The organism is Sporichthyaceae bacterium (assembly GCA_036269075.1).
Classification (GTDB): domain Bacteria; phylum Actinomycetota; class Actinomycetes; order Sporichthyales; family Sporichthyaceae; genus DASQPJ01.
This window is the reverse complement of the sequence record DATASX010000028.1, coordinates 1-15,768: the sequence shown is the minus strand read 5'-3', so window position 1 is coordinate 15,768 and position 15,768 is coordinate 1. Positions and strand designations below refer to the sequence as shown.

Genomic DNA, 15,768 nt, shown 5'->3' with positions numbered 1-15,768 from the left:
GGGTTCGTGAGCGGATACGGGGTGCTCGAATGCCGAAAGTGACGCTGCGTCGGGCCGGATTCGACACAGTGCTCGACGCGGCCGAGGGGACCTCGGTCATGCAGGTCGCGACCGCCAACGGCGTCCACGAGATCCTCGCCGTCTGCGGCGGCGAGATGGCCTGCGCCACCTGCCATGTCTACGTCGAGGACGGCCCGCTCGACGCACTGCCGCCCATCGGCGACGAGGAGGAGGACATGCTCGGTTTCGTCGCCGCACCGCGCGAGTCGAACAGCCGGCTGTCGTGCCAGTTGCTCATGACCTCGGCCACCGACGGCTTGGTCGTCCGAGTCGCCCCGAGGCAGGAATGACCGACGTCGTGATCGTCGGCGGCGGCCAGGCCGGCTGCCAGGTCGCCGCCTCGCTGCGTGAGGAGGGGTTCGCCGGCAACATCGTGATGATCGGCGCCGAGGAGCACCTGCCCTATCAGCGCCCGCCGCTGTCGAAGGCGCACCTGGCCGGCTCGGTCACCCGGGAACGCCTTTTCCTGCGGGCGCAGTCGTGGTTCGCCGAGGCAGGCGTGGAACTGCATCGCGGCCGGAGCGTCGAGTCGATCGACCGAGCCGCCCGCAAGATCCGGCTGTCCGACGGCGAGGTCATGGGCTACGACGTGCTGGTCCTGGCCACCGGCGGCAGGCACCGCGAGATCGTCCTGCCCGGTCGAGACCTGGCCGGCGTGCTGTCGCTGCGCACCTTGGCCGAGGCCGAGGCGATGCGCGAGCGGCTCGAGGCAGCGGGCCACGTGGTCGTCGTGGGCGGCGGGTTCATCGGCCTGGAGGTCGCCGCCACCGCCGCGGCGATGGGCCGTACCACCACGGTGCTCGAACTCGCCCCGCGGCTGATGGGCCGGGTGCTCAGCGCGGCCACCGCCGAGTTCCTGCTCCAGTCGCACCGCACTCGCGGGGTTCGCGTCGAACTGTCCGCAAGCGTCACGGAGTTGCTCGGCACGGGCGGACAGGTCACCGCGGTGGCGACCACCAGCGGGGAGCAGTTGCCCGCGGACCTGGTCGTGCTCGGCGTCGGCGCACTGGCCGAGGACGCTCTGGCCGGTGCGGCCGGGCTGGCCACCGACAACGGCATCCTGGTCGACGAGTTCCTGCGCACTTCCGACGCCGCCGTCTACGCGGTCGGCGACTGCGCGCGCGCCCCGAGCCGCTGGGCCGGTGGTTCGGCCGTGCGGCTGGAATCCGTGCAGAACGCCGTGGAGCAGGCGCGGTGCGCGGCCCGTGACATCGTGGGGCGCAGCGAGCCGTACTGCGCCGTGCCCTGGTTCTGGTCCGACCAGGGCGACGTCAAGTTGCAGATCGCCGGCCTGACGCAGGGTCACGACACGACGGTGACCGTCGGGGCGGTGGACCAAGGTGCCTTCTCCGTGTGGTGCTTCGCGGGCGGCCGCCTGGTCGGCGTGGAGTCGGTCAACCAGGTCAAGGAACATCTGACGGCCCGTAAGATCCTGGCCGCCGGGGTCGCGGTGGGGCCGGAAACGGTGGGCGAAGCAGGGTTCTCGGCGAAGTCCCTGCTGGTGTTCTGACGGTCAGTCAGCCAAAGGCTCCGCGCTCACCTGTTCGCGGAGCAGCCGTTTCGAGACCTTCCCGGTCGCCGTCAACGGCAACGCCGCGCGGTCGCGCACCCACAGGCGAGTCGGCACCTTGTAGCTCGACATGCGGTCCCGGGCCCATTCGACCACGACATCGATCAGCTTCTCGGGATCGACCGCAGGCTGTTCCGCGATCAGCACACAACCCACGGCCTGATCGCCGGTCGCCAGGTCGACCGCGAACACGAACGCCTCGGCCACGTCGGGATGAGTCCCGAGCACGGCCTCGACCTCACTCGGTGAGACGTTGATGCCCTTGGCCTTGATCATCTCCCCGCTGCGCCCGACGAAGCGCAGGCGGCCGTGCTCGTCGAGCGCGCCGAGATCGCCGGTGCGGAACCAGCCGTCGGCGTCGAACGCCGCGTTGTTCAGTTTCGGGTTGTCCAGGTAGCCGGGCGTGATCACCCCGCGGATCCGGACGTGCCCCACGGTACCGACCGGCACCGGAACCCCGGCGTCGTCGACGATGCGCACCTCCTGCGTCGGCAGCGGCGTGCCCTGGCAGGCCATGCGGACCTCCGGCGGGTCGGTGTGCGCGGTGATCGTCGTGTGGCCGTGGCCCTCGGTCATCCCGTAGGCGTTGCACACCTCGCGCACGCCGAGCACCTCGATCGCCAGGCGCAGATCCTCGGCGGTGGCGTTCGCGGTTCCGGTACGCAGTCCCGAGATGTCCCGGCGTGGCAGGTCCGGGCAGGCGACCAACGCCCGGGTGATCGACGCGACGCCGTAGTAGACGGTGCAGCGATGGCGTTCCAGGAATTCCAGCGCGGCCGCGGGCTCGAACCGCTCCTGCAGACACAGGGTCGCCGCGTGAGTCAGCGCGTTGGGCAAGGCGTTCGAGCAGCCGAACACGAAGAACAGCGGTAGCGCGAACCAGATCCGGTCGTCCGCGCGCACCCCTTGCCGCTCGCCGATCGCGTGTCCGGTGCGGACCAGGCCGGCCTGGCCGAGCCGGACCGCCTTGGGCTCGGCGGTGCTCCCGCTGGTGAACAGCACCAGGGCGTCGTCGTCCTCGCGGGTCGGCGCGGTCCGCAGTGCGGAAATCGCCTCGTCCAGAGCGGTTGCTTCGGTTACTTCGGTTACCTCGTCGCCCCGTTCGCAGAACACCAGGTCCGTGGTCAGTCCGATGCGCGCGGCGATCTCGGTGTCGGTGACGACCACCCGCGGCTGCGCCCGCCGCAGCACGCCCGCGGTCTCGGCGGGTCGTTGCCAGGTGTTCAACGGAAGCGCGCTCGCGCCGAGCACGTGGGCGGCCAGCAACGCCAGGCACCACCGCACCCCGTTCGGCAACGCGACACCGACCCGATCGCCCGGTCGCACGCCGACGGCACGCAGTCGGCCGGCCAGGGCGACGGCAGTCCGTGCGGCCGTCGCGTAGGTCGCCGACCCGTCCTCGGCCACGACGAACAGTCGGTCCGGACAGTGCTCGGCAACGGCCGCGAGCACCTGGGGCGTGGTCCGCACCTCGAGGTCGGCGAACTCGTACACGACCGTAAGGTTATCCAATCATCACTCGTGTTGACAGGGTCGGATTCCCGATGGGACTCTCGCGGAAACAGCGGAGCATTCTGCAAGGAGTCGATCGATGCCGACCTCGACGGCGCTGACCCGGGTTGCATCCGGATACGGGCTGCTCGAGGGTGGCCGCTGGCATCCCGAGCAAGGCCTGTTGTTCAGCGACATGCTCGGCGCCGGGGGAGTGCACGCGTTGCGTCCCGGCGCCGAACATCCGGTGACCGTGCTGCCGCATCGCAAGGGGATCGGCGGCCTGGTCCCGCACGTTGCGGGCGGTCTGGTCGTCAGCGGCCGCAACGTGTCCCACAAACACTTCGACGGCACCGGCTCGGTTCTGCACGAGACCGCGGCCGACGAGCAGTTCTTCAACGACCTCACCGCGGACCGGGCCGGGCGGCTCTACGTCGGATCGGTGCCGGTCGTGCACGACGGCTCGCAGCGCGGCCGGCTCTACCGGATCGACCTCGACGGCCATTTCGACGTGCTCGCCGACGACGTCCTGATCAGCAACGGGCTCGGGGCCGACCCGACGGACACCTGGCTCTACCACGTGGACAGCCCGCGCAGGGCGATCCGCCGCTACCGCCTGGCCGACGGTGGGCACGAGAGCTTCGTGGACACCAGCGAGTACGCCGGGGTGCCGGACGGTCTTGCGGTCGCTGCCGACGGTTCGGTGTGGGTGGCCATGGCCGGCGGTGGCGTCGTGGTCGCCTGGGACGCATCGGGTCGACGGAGCGCCGAGATCGCCGTCCCGGCCGAACTGGTCACCTCGGTCTGCTTCGGCGACGCGGACCTGCGCACGCTCTACGTGCTCAGCGGCAGCAACGCCGAGCATCCCGATCCGGAGGGCGGTTCGGTGTTCCGGACCCCTGCGCCGTGCGTCGGGCTGCCTTCCCCACAGGCTCGGATCTGTCTGGCCTGAATCGGCAATTTCGACTACACTCAACACTGATGTTGATTGCTCTCCCGAATTGCCTCACGGCCTCTACAGCCCGGCGCTGACGAGACGGACGGTGTCCGCATGACGCTCCCCTCCGCCGACCGGACCGACGGCCCCGGGATTCTCGACGGCCTGCGGGTCGTCGAGCTTGCCGACGAGACCGCCGCGTATGCAGGCCTGCTGTTGGCCGGTCTCGGTGCCGACGTCGTCAAGATCGAGTCACCGCAGGGCAGCCGAACCCGGGCCATCGGCCCGTTCGCCGGTTCGCCGTCGCCGGAGACCTCGCTGTTCTTCTGGCAGCACAACCGGGGCAAGCGCTCGCTGGTCGTCGACCCGGCCTCGGCGGCCGACATCGACACGTTGGTGAAACTGATCGGCACCGCCGACGTTCTGCTGCTGGCCGGCGCCGACGCGGCTTGGACACTGGGCCACGAACTGTTGGGCGAGGCCGCGCTGCGCGCGAAGTTCCCGCGGCTGGTGATCGCGCGGATGACGCCCTTCGGCGACGACGGCCCGTGGGCCGGCCACCAGGGTTGCGACCTGGTGCACCTGGCCCTGGGCGGCCCGGTGATGAACTGCGGCTACGACCCGTTGCCGGACGGCACCTACGATCTGCCGCCGATCGCGCCCGCGGCCTGGAACGCCTATGTCATCGCCGGCGAGCAGATGATGATCGGGATCATGGCCGCGGTCGTCCACCAGGAGCGGACCGGGGCCGGACAGTCGGTATCCTGCGCCGTCCACGAGGCGGTCGCCAAGAGCACCGAACTCGACCTGATGAACTGGGTCTTCCGCCGCGCCCCGTTGAACCGCCAGACCTGTCGGCACGCGGCCGAGAAGGTCTCCACGGTTCCGACGATCGCGTCGACCAAGGACGGCCGCTGGGTCATCACGATGCCGATGGGGGCGAAGAACGAGGCGCAGATCGTCGAATTCCTTGCCGCGCAAGGCATGCCGGTCGACCTGGAGGACTCGACGGGCGCGGAGGGCGGCCGCAACATTCCCGGCAGTTCCGCGGTCAGCAGCCGCACGGCCCGGCTGACCGACCAGTTGGCGCGGTTCGTCCACAAGCACACCTACGACTCGTTCCCGTGGCTCGCGGCTCAGGACGCCGGCGTCGTGTGTGCCCCGCTACGCAAGCCGGGGGAGAACGTCGACGACCCGCACTGGGTGGCGCGCGGCACCTTCGCCAGTGTCGAGCACCCCGAGGCCGGCCGCAGTTTCACCTACGCGGTGAGCAAATGGATCTCCACCGAGCCGCACTGGACGGTCGGCCGCCGCGCCCCGCTGCTGGGCGAGGACACCGCAGCGATCCTCGAGGAGCTCGCCAAGGAGGACGACGAGCCAGTGCGCGCCTCGATCAGCGTGGCCCCGCGCGTCGAGACCGCGCCGCTTTCCCCGCACGGAAAGCCTTTCCCGCTGTCCGGCGTCCGGATCTTCGACTTCAGTTGGTTCCTGGCCTCGGCCGGCGGCACGCGGTTCCTCACGGCGTTGGGTGCCGAGTGCATCAAGGTCGAGTGGAAGGCCAACCCGGACACCCGTATCGCGGCGATGGCCCCGGTCGGCGGCCGCGCCGCCCGCGACGCCGCCACCGAACCGTTGCCCGGAGTCACCGACCCGGACATGGGCGGGCAGTTCAACAACAAGAACCCCGGCAAGCGCGGGCTCTCGTTGAACGTGCGGCATCCCGAGGGGTTGGCGATCGCCCGCAGGCTGATCGCGATCTCCGACATCGTCGCCGAAGGTTTCTCCCCGGGTGTGCTCGACCGCTGGGGCCTGGGCTACGGCGCCCTGTGCGAGATCAAGCCCGACATCATCTACGCCCAGCAGTCCGGCATGGGCACCGCCGGCAGTTACGGCCGGCTGCGTGCCGTCGGCCCGATCGCTGCCGCGTTGTCCGGCGTCTCGGAGATGTCCGGGCTGCCGGAGCCGGCGATGCCCGCCGGCTGGGGCTACTCATACCTGGACTGGATCGGCGCGTACAGCTTCGCGACCGCGATGCTGGCTGCCCTGCACTACCGCGACCGGACCGGCCGCGGGCAGTGGATCGACGCCTCGCAGACCGAGTCCGGCATCTTCCTGAGCGGCGGCGCGGTGCTCGAGGCCTCGGCCACCGGCCGGCCGTGGACCCGGACCGGCAACCGGTCGGTGACCGGCGACGCGGCACCGCATGGCATCTACCGTTGTGCCGGCGGTGACCGGTGGATCGCGATCGCGTGCTTGACCGACGCCCACTGGCGCGCTCTGGCCACGGTGATCGGCCAGAGCTGGGCGACCGCGGACCGGTTCGCGACGCTCACCGGGCGCTTGGCCCAACAGGACGAGTTGGACCGCCTGCTGAACGACTGGACCAGCAGCCGCGCGGACTACCCACTGATGGATCTGCTGCAGGGCAACGGAATTCCGGCCGGGGTGTGCCAAACGGCCGGTGACCGGTGCGACCGCGACCCGCAGTTGGCGCACCTGAACTGGCTGACCGAGGTGACCGGCACGAAGATCGGCCGTTGGCCGTTGGCCGAGTTCCCGGTGCGGCTTGCGGAGACCCCGGCCCACATCGGCGGCCCGATCGACCGGGCCGCGCCGTGCTACGGTGAGGACAACGAGTGGGTGCTCGGGGAGCTGCTCGGAATGTCGAGCGGGGAGATCACCCGGCTCGCCGAGGACGGCGTGATCTGAGGCTGGATCGGCGCGAAGCCGGTCGCCGGCACGAACAAGGTGGCGACGTACATCATCGCCACGGTCAGGCCCATGGTCCCCAGCGTCGTCGCCCGGATGAGGCCCTGCGACGGATGCGCGGTGTGCAGGACCGTGAACAACACCGCGGGCAGCAGCAGCAAGCCGATGACCATACTGACGAACGGCAGGAAGAACGCCGGCAGCAACTGCTCGCGGGTCGGCATCGATCGGCGCAGCCGCGCGCCGACGGTCCCGATCGACAGCACGATCGTCGTGTTCAGCAGGCAGATGAACAGCGGGAAGTGCCCGAGCCGGAACGCGCCCGGGCCGTAGTAGGTGTACAGGTGCACGCTGTTGATCAGGAACAGTTCGGTGACCGCCAGGTAGACCGCCATCGGCACGCAGAGCATGGCCAAGCGCCGGCGGCCGGCGCCGCGCTCGACCAGCCACCAGAAGATCAGCCCGAACCCGCCGTAGCAGACCGGGTAGCTGAAGAACGTCCACCACGGCAAGGAGTTCCCGTAGGCGGTGTAGATCGTCTGCTGCCCCGGCGCGAAGTACCAGAGCCCGGCGACCATGTCCGGCAGCGGCTCGATCAGCGCCGACGCCGTCGAGCCGACGACGATCGCCATCGGTACCCAGGTCCCGTAGCGCCGCCGCAGTTGCAGGGCCGCGCCGACCAGCAGGAGCATGCCGACGGCGATCAACACGTCGAGGGTCGCCTGACCGGTCCGATCGGTCGCGCGGTTCACCAGATCCGGCGACGGCAACGGGAAGTTGGTCATCGCGGGTCCCAGCAGACCAGGAGCTTTCGGTAGCTGCGGCTGGTGCCGTAGCGCGCCTCGGCGGCGTCGTCGCCGGCGAGGGTGAAGCCGGGGATCCGGGCCAACACCTGTTCGAGCACGACCCGAAGTTCCAAGCGGGCCAGCGGGGCGCCGACGCAGCGGTGGATGCCCTGGCCGAACCCGACGTGCCGGTTGGCGTCGCGGCCGAGACGGAACTGCTCCGGCTCGTCGAACTGCTCCGGGTCGCGGTTCGCGCTGCCGTACATCAGCATCACTCGGTCGCCGGCCGGCAGCGTGGTCCCGTCGACGACGATGTTCGCGCGGACCGTGCGGCCCATCCCGGGCAGCGGGGCGACCAGGCGGACCGCTTCCTCGGCGGCGCCGGGGATCAACGACGGGTCGGCGATCAGCTTGCGCTGCAGTTCGGGCTCGCGGGCCAGGTAGTACAGCAGCCCGCCGATCGCCCCGACCGTGGTCTCGTGGCCCGCGCCGAGCAGCAGGAAGGCCATCGAGATCGCGTCGGCGTCGGAAAGCGGCTCGCCGTCGATCCGCAGGGTCGCGATGTCGGAGATCATGTCGTCGGTAGGGGCGGCCCGACGCTCGGCGAGCTTCATCGCCAGATAGCCGACGAATTCCTGGCTCGCCGCCGCGGAGGCAGCAGGATCCTCGGCCGCCGCATAGCCGACGATGCGGTTCATCTGGTCGCGGAATCTGTGCCAGTCGCTGTCCGGCAGGCCCATCAGCGCCGCCATGACCAGCGGGGGCACCGGCTCGGCCAGCGCGGCGGCCAGGTCGATCTCGCCCTTGGCGACGAAGTCGTCGATCAGGCCGTCGACGATGCTGCGGACGCGGTCCTCGAGCTTGGCCATCCGGGCCGGTGACAGCCATTGCTGCATCGGCTTGCGGTACCGGGAGTGCTCGGGCTCGTCCTGCTCCAGGCAGATCTGCGGTGGGATCGGCAGCTTGGGGATCGTGATGCCGTCCGCCGAGCTGAACACCTCGGGGTTCCGCGCGGCCGCCGAGACGTCCGCGTACCGGCTGAGGATCCAGAACCCGTCGTAGTCGGCTACGTGGGCGATGGGGCACCGGTCGCGCAGCTGCGAGTAATAAGGCCCGGGATCCTGGGCCACCTTGTTATCGCGCATCTCGAATCGCACGTGGCACCCCCGGGGAATAGCGGGTCATCAGGACGTCCGTGGAAAACTACTGCCGGTCCGGAACTCCAGTCAACACGTGTGTTGTATGCCAGTCAACACTGGCGTAGAGTCGGCCGGAACCGCAAAGCCGTCGCAAGGAGGCGACCTGCGTGTCGGACATGACCCTGCAGGTGCGGAAGGTCAACATCGACTTCAGTGACGCCCGCATCGACTGGAACCCGACCGGCCCCGAGTTCAGCCATGTCTTCAACGCGTTCTCCTCGCTGGCACCCCAGCTGGAACCGTTCCTGATCAAGGTGATGCGCGAGGCCAAGACCCGCGTGCCCGCCGACGACACCGCCCTGCTGGCCGATATTGACCTGTTCAACTCGCAGGAGGCGCGGCACTACCGGATGCACGCGCAGTTCAACAAGGTGCTCTACGCGGCCGGGTACGACCTGGCCGCGGCCGAGGAGAAGCTCAAGGCCGACTACGAACGCTTCCTGAGTACCAAGGGCTCGAAGTTCTGCCTGGCCTACTCGGAAGGCTTCGAGACCCTCGGCCCGGCGCTGTCGGGATTCTTCTTCGACCGGTCGCCGGAGCTGCTGGGGCAGTGGCACGAGCCGACGACGTTCCTGTGGCTCTGGCACGTCGCCGAGGAGTACGAGCACCGCGCGGTGGTCAACGGCACCTTCCGGCTGCTCCACGACGACCACTGGTACCGCCTGTACGGCCTCTGGTACGCGCTGCTGCACATCTTCGGGTACGTCATCAAGAACTCGAACCGCATGATCAAGCACGACCTCGCGACCGGGCGGGTCAACGGCCGCCTGCGCAGCCGGGTCCGTCAGGTCAGCTCACTGCTCGGCTTGTTGCGCTACGCCGGGCCGCGGATCGCCAAGTGCCACCGGCGGTCCTACGACCCCACGAAGTTCCCGCCCATGGAGGGCGCCCTGTTCATTCTCGCCCGCGCCTCGGAGAAGTACGGCGTGGCCGACTGACGATCTGCGCAGCAGCGGAAGGATTCGCATGAAGGCAGCAGTGTTCACCGGGGTCGATCTCCCGGTGTCGATCGAGGACGTCACGCCGATCGCGCCGGGCCCGAACGACGTCGTGGTGCGCATCGCCGCGTCCGGGGTCTGTCACTCCGATCTGTCCATCGTGGACGGCACGCTCGGCTTCCCCCCGCCCGTCATCATCGGCCACGAGGGCGCGGGCGTCGTCGAGGCGATCGGCTCGGCCGTCACCCGGGTCAAGGTCGGCGACAAGGTCATCGCCTCGTTCGTCACCACCTGCGGCGAGTGCTTCTACTGCAAGCGGGACCAGCCGTTCGTCTGTCCGCAGACCTACGCCGCCCACGGCATCGCCCACGCCACCCGGGCCGACGGCTCAGCGCTGACCTGCGTCGGCGGCCTGGGCACGATGGCCGATCTGATGACGGTCAGCGAGCGCGTACTGGTGCCGGTCGAGTCCGACCTGCCGATGGAGCAACTCGCTCTCATCGGGTGCGGCGTGGCAACCGGGGTCGGTGCGGCGCTGGTGACCGCGAACGTCCAGCCCGGCGCCACGGTGGCGATCGTCGGGTGCGGCGGGGTCGGGCAGTCGGTCATCCAGGGCGCCCGGATCGCCGGTGCGGAACGCATCATCGCGATCGACCCGGTCGAACTGAAGCGCGCCGCGGCACTGGCCCGCGGAGCCACCGACGTCATCGACCCGACAGTCGCCGACCCCGTCGAGGCGGTGCGCGAACTGACCGAGGGCCGCGGCGCGGACTACTCCTTCGAGGTCGTCGGTCGCCCGGCGACCATTACCCAGACCGTGGAGCTGACCCGCCCGGCGGGGACAGCCGTGGTGGTCGGCGCGATGGGCCCGACCGACTTCTTCCAGGTGCACGGGCTGAGCTTCATCTACGGGGCCAAACACATCGTGGCCAGCTTCTCGGGCTCGGCCGTGCCGGACCGTGACTTCCCGAACTACGTCCGACTGGCCGAGGCCGGCAAGCTCGACCTGGCCTCGATGATCAGCCGCCGGTACGGCTTCGACCAGGTCAACGAGGCCCTCGACGCGACCGCCAAGGGCGAGGTTCTGCGGGCGGTGCTGGTCCGGTGACGACTGCGATTGACGGCCTCGCGGTCGAGGGGATCGTGGTCAAGTTCGGCGGCCTCGTCGCGGTCGACGGACAGACCCTGGCGGCCCCCCGCGGCCGGATCACCGGCCTGATCGGGCCGAACGGCGCCGGCAAGACCACCACGTTCAACGCCTGCACCGGGCTCGTCCGCCCGGCCGCAGGCACCGTGCACCTGTTCGGTGAGGACATCACGCACGCTGCGCCGCAGGCTCGCGCCCGCAAGGGACTGGGCCGGACCTTCCAGCGGATGGAGCTGTTCGACACGCTCACCGTCGCGGAGAACGTCGCGCTGGGCAAGGAAGCCTCGCTGGCCGGCCGCAACCCGTTCAAGCACCTGCGGGCCACCGCGACGCAGGCCGCGAACCTGCGGCGACTGTCGAGGGACGCGATGGAGCAGTGCGGCATCGGCCACCTGGCGCAACGGCGACCGGCGGATCTGAGTACCGGTCAGCGCCGCCTGGTGGAACTGGCCCGCTGCCTCGCCGGGGAGTTTCCGGTCATGCTGCTGGACGAACCGTCCTCGGGCCTGGACCGCCAGGAGACCGAGGTGTTCGGCCAGATCCTCACGACCGTGGTCGCCGACCGTAACGTCGCGATCCTCATCGTCGAGCACGACATGGCGCTGGTCATGTCGACGTGCAACTACATCCACGTCCTCGACTTCGGCAAGCCGATCTTCGAGGGCACTGCGCGCGAGGTCGCAGCTTCGGCGGTGGTCCGAGCGGCGTACCTCGGCAGCGACGCTGAGCGACTGTCCGGGCTCGACGACGAAGTGGTGGCGGTCTGATGTTCGAGTTGCGTGACATCCACGCCGGTTACTCCGGCACGCAGGTGCTGCGCGGGGTCGACCTGAAGATCCCGCCGTCGAGTGTCGTGGCCCTGCTCGGGCCCAACGGCGCGGGCAAGACGACCCTGTTGCGTGTCGCCACCGGGCTGCTCAAGCCAACCGGCGGCTCGATGCTCATCGACGGCGAGGATGTCACCGGGCTGGCCCCGCACAAGCTGGTGGCCAAGGGCGTCTGTCACGTCCCGGAGGGCCGGGGCATCTTCCGGTCGCTGTCGGTGCGCGACAACCTGCTGCTGCAGGCCACCAAGGGCGACGAGGCCGCCGCGCTGGACCGTGCCGTGACCGCGTTCCCGCGGCTCGGTGAGCGGATGTCGCAGCAGGCCGGGACGATGTCCGGCGGCGAGCAGCAGATGCTTGCGCTGGCCCGGGCCTACGTCCAGCAGCCCCGCTTCGTGCTGCTCGACGAGGTCTCCATGGGCCTGGCCCCGAAGATCGTCGACGAGCTGTTCGAGTTCCTGGCGATGCTCGCCCGCAGCGGCGCTTCACTGCTGCTCGTCGAGCAGTACGTGGCCCGCGCCTTGGCGGTCGCGGACTACGTGTTCCTGCTCAACCGTGGCGAGGTCGTCTTCTCCGGTCAACCGCAGGAGCTCGACGCGGACGCGCTGGCCGAGCGTTACGTCGGCGCCCACTGACACAACCACCGAACACTGACACAACCACCGAACGCGGGCCGGGCGGCAATGCCCGGCCCGCGTTTTGTTTGCGCGTAAGGGAAGCTCAGACCGTCGTAGTGGTCTCGGCGGGCTCGCGGGACGGGCGCCACCCGGTTGCCAGCAGCAGCGCCCCGCCGCCGACCCCGCCGATCAGGGCGATCAGGGCGCCGTAGCGGCCGACCAATCCGTGATAGCCGGACCGGGAGTAGTGGACGATCCCGAGGGCGTGGTCCACGGAGAACTTGCCCGGCCCGAGAACCGCCAGAGCCAGCGCTGCAACCGCGACGACCAGCACGTATTCATAGCCGTCGCGGAAGATGAAGAAGCCGTTCGGGCGGTGCGCCGCCCAGCCGGCCACGACCATGGGGCCGATGAGCGCCGCGGCGGCCAAGGCGTTGAGCAGGCCGAGAACCAGGCCCGCCCCGGCGGCCAGTTCGACCCAGCCGCTCATCAGCGCGTGGACCTTGGCCGGGCGGAATCCCAGCGAGGCGAACCAACGGGCCGTCCCCTCGACGCCGCCCGGCCCGAACAGGTGGTTGCGGCCGTGCAGCGCGATCATCACGCCCAGCGTGACGCGCAGAGCGAGCAGCGCGAGGTGCATCGCGTTCGAACTTCCCACGGTTGCGCCCCCTCAGCTGAATGCGGGGATGACCTCTTCGCCGAACAACCGGATGGAGTCCATCGTGTGTTCGTGCGGCATGTCCTTGTACTGCATGAAGCACAGTAGACGGTCCACGCCGATGGCCTCGTAGTGCTTCGCCATCTTGATGCAGCGCTCGGGGTCGCCGACGACGATCATGTCCTTGCTGTCCAGGTAGTCGTAGCTGAACTTGTCGTAGTCCACGCCGACGAAGCGCCGGTAGTGCTCGTAGGAGCTGCCCTCCTCCATCATGGGGATGAGCGAGCACAGCAGGTCGATCTGGTCGTGCTGGTAGCGCATGACACCGGCCTCGGCACGCTCGCGCGCGAGCTCGCTGGTCTCGGCACAGTGCGTCATCGAGAACACCGCGGTCTGGTTGTTCACGAACTTGCCGATCGGGGTCGCGGTCTTGATCGTCTCGCGGTAGAGCGCGATGCGCCGGGCGACCTCCTCGATCGACAGCGCGAGCGTGAAGGACAGCAGCCCGAGGCCGAGCTTGCCTGCGATCTCGTGGGACTCCGGGCTGGTGCACGACATCCACAGCGGCGGGTGCGGCTGCTGCAGCGGCTTCGGAACCATCGGTCGCGGCGGCTGGGTGAAGTACTTGCCGTTGTGCTCGACGATCGGCTCGGTCCAGGCCTTCAGGATCAGCTCCAGCGACTCCTCCCACATCTCGCGGGTCTCTGCCGGGTTGATACCGAAACCACCGAGTTCGTGCGAGGTGGCCGAGCGCCCGGAGCCGAACTCCAACCGGCCCTGCGAGAGCAGGTCGAGGGTGGCGGCCATCTCGGCAGCGCGGATCGGGTGGTTGTACGGGTAGGGCAGCAAACGGACCCCGTGACCCACGCGCATGGTGGTGGTCTGCGAGGCGATCCAGGAGAGCAGAACCTCGGGCGCCGAGGCATGGGAGAACGACTCCAGGAAGTGGTGCTCCACCGACCAGACGGACTTGAAGCCCATCGCCTCGGCGAACTTGATCTGCTCGATCATTTCCAGGAAGTGACGGGATTCATCGGGCCGAGAAATGCCGAAGGGCATCTGCCATTCGTACAGGAGTCCGAATTCCACCGTGATCTCCGTCTGTTGCCGTTCGGGAAAGGCCCGAGGAAGGTCTGTATGTACGAGAAGATAGTCGGGCCCCGGAACCGCTGTCAACTCATGCGTTGACAAGCCTCGGAGGGGTCGAACCGCCGCTGTGGGTGGGCTTGCGCGGCCTCGCGGACCCGGTCCGGTGGGGACTTGTCAAGCGCTCCGCGCACGAGTGGACAAGTCGATCCAACACCCGCGTTGACTCCGCGCTGCGCGCGGACTACCGTCGGTCGACATCTGGCGATTCTGCGTGCGGAGGTAGGGAACTCATGGGCGCCTCGGTGGGGCTGGAGTCGCGAACCATCACACACACGCTCAGTGAGTACTTGGTCGACCTGCGCTTCGAGGACATCCCGGTCGAGGCGCTGACCTCGTTGAAGATGTTCACGCTGGAATGCATCGGGGCGATGGTCAATTCCCACCCGCAACCGGTCAGCCGCATGCTGGTGCGCTACGCCCGCGAACTCGGTGCCACCGGGCAGTCGGCGATCATCGGCGGCGGCTTCCGCACCTCGATCGCCGAGGCGGCTTACGTCAACGGGTCGCTCGCGCACGCCGACGAGTTGGAGTCCTACGGCACCCTGCCGGGGACCGGGCTGATCCCGCCGATCGCGGCCGGGCTCGCCGTCGGCGAGGCGCAGGACTGCGGCGGCGCCGACTATCTCGCCGCCGTCGTCGCCGGCATCGAGATGCAGGGCCGCCTCGGTCGGGCCGGCATCGGCGCCTGCGACCGTGGCTTCATGGGCATCTCGCTGGTCGGTCCGGCCGGCGCGGCGGTGACCGCCGGGCGGCTGTTCGGGCTCGACGCCGCCCGCATGCGACACGCGCTGGGCACGGCGTTGCCGCTGAGCAACGGCAGCACCCGCGGCTGCGGTTCGATGTCCCACGTCCACGAGGCCGGGGTCCCGGCCCGGACGGGCACGTTCGCCGCGCAACTGGCCCGCGACGGCTTCACCGCCTGCGACGACTACCTGGACGGGTCCTACTCCTGGGGCGAGCAGTTCGCCGGGGGCGGGTCCCGGCCGTACCAGCCGGAGCAGCTGACCGCCGGGCTCGGCGAGAGCCTGTTCCTGCTGGTGGCCGGCGTCGCGCCGAAGCAGTACGGCGCCTGCGGGCTCACCCACCAGACCATCCACGGCACGATCGGGATCATGCGCGAGCACGGCGTGGCGCCGGACGACGTCGTACGGATCGACCTTTACGTGCCCGCCTGGGCCGATCGCATCGCCCCGTACCGCGACCCGGACAGCGGCGAGCAGGCGAAATTCAGCATCCGCCAGGGCGTGGCGGGCCTGCTGGTCGGCGGCATCCCCGTGCTGCCCTACACCCACGCGTTCTCCGACTCCGCCTCCCGCGACCCGCGCTACGTCGCGGCCCGTGAGCGCGTGCACATCCACGTCGACGACAGCGCCAGCGTCCGTGCGTTCGCCGACCAGACAGTGGTCGTGACCCTGCGCGACGGCCAGATGATCCGCCGCGTCGTGCCCAGCCTGACCGCGGCGATCCCGGACGCGGAGCAGCGCGTCGAGATGGCCCGCCGCACGCTGCGGCGCCTGCCGGAGGCCGACGTGGACCGCGTGGTCGACGTAGTGCTGAACCTCGAGCGGCACAGCGTCCGCGAGCTCAGCGAGCTCGTGGTCGGCACCTCCGTCTGACCGCGCCCCCACCACGGCCCAGACACTCATCTTGTGTCGTGTCGCGCGCCCTACATGTGCTCGGGTAG

14 protein-coding genes are annotated in these 15,768 nt (G+C 69.6%); 9 read left to right on the top strand and 5 right to left on the bottom strand.

Features of this window, described 5'->3' with window-relative positions; translation table 11 throughout:
- Positions 1–29: 29 nt before the first annotated feature.
- Together VHU88_05510 and VHU88_05505 are read left to right on the top strand one after the other, a co-directional pair.
- Positions 30–350, top strand: coding sequence for a 2Fe-2S iron-sulfur cluster-binding protein (locus tag VHU88_05510; protein HEX3611124.1), 321 nt, complete (start codon positions 30–32; stop codon positions 348–350).
- Entirely contained in the window at positions 347–1,570 is a 1,224-nt protein-coding gene (locus tag VHU88_05505; protein HEX3611123.1) for an FAD-dependent oxidoreductase, read from the top strand. The genes VHU88_05510 and VHU88_05505 overlap by 4 nt, the downstream gene beginning before the upstream one ends.
- Before the next feature lie 3 nt (positions 1,571–1,573).
- Here the strand turns inward: VHU88_05505 and VHU88_05500 are convergent, their stop codons facing one another.
- Positions 1,574–3,124: a class I adenylate-forming enzyme family protein gene (locus tag VHU88_05500; protein ID HEX3611122.1), complete on the bottom strand. Its 1,551-nt coding sequence runs from the start codon at positions 3,122–3,124 to the stop codon at positions 1,574–1,576.
- Between the two features lie 97 nt (positions 3,125–3,221).
- Here VHU88_05500 and VHU88_05495 point away from each other — a divergent pair, with 97 nt between their 5' ends.
- Entirely contained in the window at positions 3,222–4,073 is an 852-nt protein-coding gene (locus VHU88_05495; protein ID HEX3611121.1) for an SMP-30/gluconolactonase/LRE family protein, read from the top strand.
- Between the two features lie 99 nt (positions 4,074–4,172).
- The gene (locus VHU88_05490) at positions 4,173–6,767 is read left to right on the top strand and encodes a CoA transferase (GenBank protein ID HEX3611120.1); all 2,595 of its coding nucleotides are present in this window, start codon (positions 4,173–4,175) and stop codon (positions 6,765–6,767) included.
- Here the strand turns inward: VHU88_05490 and VHU88_05485 are convergent.
- Both VHU88_05485 and VHU88_05480 read right to left on the bottom strand, forming a co-directional pair.
- Positions 6,677–7,552 carry a hypothetical protein gene (locus VHU88_05485; protein HEX3611119.1) on the bottom strand — a complete coding sequence of 292 codons (876 nt, stop codon included), beginning with the start codon at positions 7,550–7,552 and terminating at the stop codon, positions 6,677–6,679. The two genes, VHU88_05490 and VHU88_05485, sit on opposite strands and share 91 nt — an antisense overlap.
- The gene (locus VHU88_05480) at positions 7,549–8,697 is read right to left on the bottom strand and encodes a cytochrome P450 (protein HEX3611118.1); all 1,149 of its coding nucleotides are present in this window, start codon (positions 8,695–8,697) and stop codon (positions 7,549–7,551) included. Before VHU88_05480 ends, VHU88_05485 begins: the two co-directional genes overlap by 4 nt.
- Positions 8,698–8,867: 170 nt before the next feature.
- On the opposite strand from VHU88_05480, the gene VHU88_05475 reads away from it, so the two are divergent.
- The 4 genes from VHU88_05475 to VHU88_05460 are packed head-to-tail and all read left to right on the top strand — an operon-like array spanning position 8,868 to position 12,295.
- A complete protein-coding gene (locus VHU88_05475) occupies positions 8,868–9,689 on the top strand; it encodes a metal-dependent hydrolase (protein HEX3611117.1) in 822 nt (273 codons plus the stop codon).
- 28 nt (positions 9,690–9,717) lie between these two features.
- The gene (locus VHU88_05470; GenBank protein ID HEX3611116.1) at positions 9,718–10,797 is read left to right on the top strand and encodes a Zn-dependent alcohol dehydrogenase; all 1,080 of its coding nucleotides are present in this window, start codon (positions 9,718–9,720) and stop codon (positions 10,795–10,797) included.
- The gene (locus tag VHU88_05465; protein HEX3611115.1) at positions 10,794–11,603 is read left to right on the top strand and encodes an ATP-binding cassette domain-containing protein; all 810 of its coding nucleotides are present in this window, start codon (positions 10,794–10,796) and stop codon (positions 11,601–11,603) included. Before VHU88_05470 ends, VHU88_05465 begins: the two co-directional genes overlap by 4 nt.
- Complete coding sequence (locus VHU88_05460) at positions 11,603–12,295, top strand: ABC transporter ATP-binding protein (GenBank protein HEX3611114.1); 693 nt, start codon at positions 11,603–11,605, stop codon at positions 12,293–12,295. Before VHU88_05465 ends, VHU88_05460 begins: the two co-directional genes overlap by 1 nt.
- Before the next feature lie 85 nt (positions 12,296–12,380).
- Here VHU88_05460 and VHU88_05455 read toward each other — a convergent pair whose 3' ends face one another.
- Entirely contained in the window at positions 12,381–12,935 is a 555-nt protein-coding gene (locus VHU88_05455; protein ID HEX3611113.1) for a DoxX family protein, read from the bottom strand.
- Between the two features lie 12 nt (positions 12,936–12,947).
- Entirely contained in the window at positions 12,948–14,024 is a 1,077-nt protein-coding gene (locus tag VHU88_05450) for an LLM class flavin-dependent oxidoreductase (GenBank protein ID HEX3611112.1), read from the bottom strand.
- Positions 14,025–14,314: 290 nt separating this feature from the next.
- On the opposite strand from VHU88_05450, the gene VHU88_05445 reads away from it, so the two are divergent.
- Entirely contained in the window at positions 14,315–15,700 is a 1,386-nt protein-coding gene (locus VHU88_05445) for an MmgE/PrpD family protein (protein HEX3611111.1), read from the top strand.
- Positions 15,701–15,768: the final 68 nt, after the last annotated feature.